The sequence below is a fragment of the Candidatus Erwinia dacicola genome, assembly GCF_001756855.1.
Classification (GTDB): Bacteria; Pseudomonadota; Gammaproteobacteria; order Enterobacterales; family Enterobacteriaceae; genus Erwinia; species Erwinia dacicola.
Map to the genome: position 1 here is coordinate 1 of NZ_MAYS01000164.1, position 4,366 is coordinate 4,366.

The 4,366-nt window shown below is 46.9% G+C and carries 6 protein-coding genes; 2 read left to right on the top strand and 4 right to left on the bottom strand.

The features are described from left to right. The first annotated feature begins 215 nt into the window (after positions 1 to 215). A complete protein-coding gene (locus BBW68_RS04995) occupies positions 216 to 425 on the top strand; it encodes a hypothetical protein (protein ID WP_245675206.1) in 210 nt (69 codons plus the stop codon). Here BBW68_RS04995 and BBW68_RS05000 read toward each other — a convergent pair. After that, entirely contained in the window at positions 422 to 1,207 is a 786-nt protein-coding gene (locus BBW68_RS05000; RefSeq protein ID WP_070134269.1) for a DNA adenine methylase, read from the bottom strand. The two genes, BBW68_RS04995 and BBW68_RS05000, sit on opposite strands and share 4 nt — an antisense overlap. A 304-nt stretch (positions 1,208 to 1,511) precedes the next feature. On the opposite strand from BBW68_RS05000, the gene BBW68_RS05005 reads away from it, so the two are divergent. Next, positions 1,512 to 2,591, top strand: coding sequence for an acyltransferase family protein (locus tag BBW68_RS05005; protein WP_083264804.1), 1,080 nt, complete (start codon positions 1,512 to 1,514; stop codon positions 2,589 to 2,591). A 69-nt stretch (positions 2,592 to 2,660) separates the two neighbouring features. Here the strand turns inward: BBW68_RS05005 and BBW68_RS15880 are convergent, their stop codons facing one another. The 3 genes from BBW68_RS15880 to BBW68_RS05015 form a co-directional block, all read right to left on the bottom strand. Then, positions 2,661 to 2,816 (bottom strand): DUF1378 family protein, encoded by a 156-nt coding sequence (locus BBW68_RS15880; protein ID WP_083264805.1) that lies wholly within the window; start codon positions 2,814 to 2,816, stop codon positions 2,661 to 2,663. A gap of 63 nt (positions 2,817 to 2,879) precedes the next feature. Then, positions 2,880 to 3,452 (bottom strand): tail fiber assembly protein, encoded by a 573-nt coding sequence (locus BBW68_RS05010; protein WP_070134270.1) that lies wholly within the window; start codon positions 3,450 to 3,452, stop codon positions 2,880 to 2,882. Continuing rightward, the coding region (locus BBW68_RS05015; RefSeq protein WP_070134271.1) for a phage tail protein at positions 3,449 to 4,366 on the bottom strand (918 nt) is incomplete at its 5' end. The genes BBW68_RS05015 and BBW68_RS05010, both read right to left, overlap by 4 nt.

Here is a 4,366-nt window from a genome sequence, read left to right on the forward strand (position 1 = left end):
CGCGAAAATTGTTTGATACTGATTTGAAGGCTATTTGATTCACGGCTATCCCCCTCCGGCGCATATCAAATACCTTTCAAATCAGCGCAATTTTCAACCGAGAAAACCACTTCTAACCTTCTATATTTCCTTCCTCTGGACTGTCCGCTCCCGCCGAGTTAGTGTGCGTCGCACTACAGGCCTGTAGGTTTTTAGTCGCTTAGAAGGAATTGACCATGAACTTTTATCAGATTCGCCAGACCATGACCGACGATGCTTATGACATCGTTTCGGCCTTCGGTCAGTCGGCCTCACTGACCCTACAGGCCATCGCCTATATAACTGGACAACGAGAACACGCCACCCGCTTCATACATGAGCAAATGGCGGTATTTGATGTGGCCGTCGAAAAAAAACGGCCTGTGGTGCCTTTCAGAAGGATTTAAAGCCTCGATGCACCAACCTCAAGCCTGAAGTTGCATATCACCAGCTCAGACGCCTTATGCCCATTATTACCGCCTACTGAGTATGTTGTATTAACCGCTATCATCTCCAGCCCCTCAAACACCCGGCGCATGTCCGGGTGATCGTTTACTGAGATAATCATCTGCCCCTGGCATCTGCGTGCCAGTTCTGCCATTGCGTAGTACTCTTCAAGCCCGAACGGTACGCCATAACCCTGCGTCTGCCAGTATGGTGGATCAAGGTAAAACAGCGTGTCTGGCCTGTCGTAACGGGTTATGCATGCTTTCCAGTCAAGATGCTCTATTGTTACCCGGTGCAGACGCAACCATGCCTCTGAAAGCGTTTCTTCCAGCCGTAGCAGGTTTAATTTCGAGGGGCCTGTCGCACTGGTGCCAAATGTTCGTCCCTCGACCTTGGCCCCGAAAGATAATTTCTGTAGATAATAAAATCTGGCCGCACGCTGTATATCAGTCAGCGTTTCAGGGGGAGTATCCTTGAGCCACTGGAATATTTCGCGGCTGGTTAAAGCCCATTTAAACTGCTTTATAAACTCTTCCAGATGGTTCTGGATTACCCTGTACAGGTTAACGATATCACTGTTGATATCGTTCAGCACTTCAGCCTTTGAGGGAGGCTTCATGAAGAAAAGCGCAGCTCCGCCGCAAAATGGCTCAACGTAGCAAGTATGATCTGGGAACTGCGGTAGCAGGTATCGGGCGAGCTTTCGCTTTCCACCGATCCAGGGAAAGATGGTTGATTTCATAGTCGTTTTCCAATAATTGATCTATTGTGGCGATCAATATTTAATAATTGATCGTTAAATCCAATGATAAGAAGGTGTAAGCATTTGATGCAGTCTCGAACTTGTAGCAGTTAGAGAGAGATTACTTTGAATAGGTTTGTCCTCGGCAGGTCGAAAATATAAGAATTGTTGATTCTCAGAGTGTACTAATCCTGTAAAATCCTTCTAGGTGGCGATTGGATATCAGCATTTATTAATTAAATCAATGCGATAGAAGTTAGTGGGGTATACAGGTGCAATGAAAAATAAAATTGAGTCGATTTAGATACTACGTGGTTTAGCAGCCTTGGCAGTCGTGCTGTTCCATTATCGTTCCTATCTTGTGCCTGATGGTGCTGACCGGACTGTCCCTGACTCGCTTTTCGGCTGGGGAGGCATAGGTGTTGACCTGTTTTTTGTAATAAGTGGATTTATCATGGTCTACGTTACAGACGGCAAGGGGTACGGGTTAAAAACCAGTGCCAGCTTCATAGTTAATCGCCTGATACGCATAGTACCTATGTATTACTTGATTCTACTTGTTGCATTCTTGACGGGCGGAGCAATGAGCACTTTTCACTATGCTGATAAAGTCGATAATTTAATCAGCGCATTAACTTTCAGACCATATTTGCAAAGTCCGCCCCCTCTCTATATTGAGAGCTCCGGTATGTATAATGTTCGATGGACGCTCAATTATGAAATCTATTTCTATATGGCTTTTTCACTGTGCTTGCTCGTCAAACCTCGTCTTATTGTACTTGCCTTTTGGTTCGCTCTTCCGGTTGTGGTTGTATACTACCTCAAAGGTGAATTTACCCTGTCAGCAAAGGGATATGCGTTTGATTCAGTGTTTGCAAGGTTCTTGACAAACCCTATCATTCTGGAGTTTGGATTCGGTGCGCTTGCTGGGTTCGTGTACAAAAAAGTCAGTCATTATGTTGAAGGTAAATCTGCATTAGTGCCCATTTTAATAGCTACAGCTATCGGAATGGCCATATCTACAAGAGAGTTAACTGCCTACAACCTCTTGTCGGGTATTGCTTTTTCTGTTCTCGTTTTGACATTCGCATTATATAGCAATGTGGTTACGCGGTCTTTCCCTCAGTTTTTAATCACTTTGGGAAATATTTTATTCTCGTTATATTTAATCCACAACCCATTAGCAGGGTTTATTTCCGGTAAAGTTGAAAAATTGCTCCCCGGAAGCATGCATGGTGTTCCGGGATTTGTTGCACTGCTCACGATGTCGATTTTGGTTGCTTATTTAACCCACCACTATATAGAGGTAAAGCTAATACAATTCCTTCGAAAGAAATTACACACAGGACGCATCTCTGCGTTAGATGGAACCCCTGTATCATAATTATTTTATTGACTTTGCTTATAAAAAAGCACCTCAATCAAAAGGTGCTTTAATCTTGAGTGCTGACTGCTATTGAGCCTGCAATGACCCTTTGTTTTTTGCCTCTGCAGCCAGGTCAATCTTTTTACAAATATAAGCCCGGATGGCTTTATAACCACCGGTAATCAGATAGAGCGCACAAACAGCAGTGCAACCATAAAGTAATACGGTCTGAATCAATGTCATTTTTTATTCCTGTGTATCTTCTTTAAGTAAAAGGGGAAGCTATTCCCCCTGTGGATATCAATTTCATTGAGCGGGTTTTTCTGGCCATTCTGGCTTGGTGAGGTCGACATTTTTCAGCGCCTCGATATAGTCGAGCCAGGTCTGTAATTTGGCTTTGTTAGCCTCAGAGAGTGGCCCCAGCATCAGCGCGGTCTGCCATTCGCCGATAACCTGGCGGGCTTCAGTGATTAACTGGCTTTGTTTGGTGGTCGCCTCGGCCAGTAGAGCATTTTTCTCTGCCTCCTCATCTTTGACCCAGGCTTTCCCGTCCCACTTCTCGCACTGCCCGGATGGGCCTGTCGTCACCACGTTCTCTGGCAGTGGCCCCAGCACGTCGATCACAGTGGATGCCCCGGAGGTAGTATCATAGACGGTCACGCCGCGATGGTCTTCGGTGAGAGACCATGCCTGCTTCGTTTCATCAAAAATAGCAGCATGGTCGACGGGAACAGCCGGTGGTGCTATTTCGGTGCAGTTAGCCGGTAATCCAGTGTTTGGTGCAATATAGGCATCACCGGAACCAATAAATTCACTGGTATCTGCACGTAAATTAAAAACCTTAATGGTCTGTGCGTTGTCGGACATTTTAAAAGTCATGCGAGCCTCACAATATAATTAAATGCAATGTTCTTAACGGTGTTTTCCGCATTACCGGCTGCGGCGACCGTAATGGTATGACCGTGCGATCCCATAACTATAGTGTGCGTATGAGCACCAATGGCCACTGTATGAGCGTGAGCGCCGAGAACTACGTTATGGGTGTGCGAACCAATAGCAACTGTATGGGCACCTGCGCTGCTGGTATTGGCTGGGCCGGAGGTTGTTTCACCGCCGGAAGGTCCTCTAATTGTATTGCCAGTATGATCAGTCGTGTAAGTATGTACATGCGCCCCGGTGCTGTTAGTCGTCTTAGTGCCATAATCAAAGGCAGTCGTCGCCTTTGTCCCCAAATCCGTGTTTGACGTGGTCTTCGTACCATAATCAAAGGCGGCGGAGGTCTTGGTGCCAAGGTCGGTATTTGATGCTGTGGCGGTATGAGTGTGTGACTTAATGCCATCGGCCTCAAGGCTCAGCAGCGCACGACCATCAGGCGCACCTTTAATGATCTGCCCCCGCAGATCGGGCAGTTTACCGGATGGATAGGCCGCAGCGGTTTTCGGGGATTTGGCGGTGTCGAAGGTCTGCCCCTGCATGATGGCATATCCATCGGGCGGGGTGGCTGTTGGCCAGGCCAGCGGCGTGCCAACGGGGACGGCCACAGACGCAGCGGTGGCGGCTATTGTTGTGGCAATAGCTTTTATAGCGGTCAACAACTGATTATTCTTCGACGGCTCAGGCGTCATTTTAGCTTCAGCCAGAATATTTTTATTCTCGGTCTGAATATCAATAATACCGCCCTGAAGCGCGTTCATGATTTTCGCGTAAACGATAGTGCCTTCCGCGCCGGTTGACGGGTCGCCATCGTGAAATAATCCATCGTCGGTATCGACTGGCTCAATAATATCATTCAT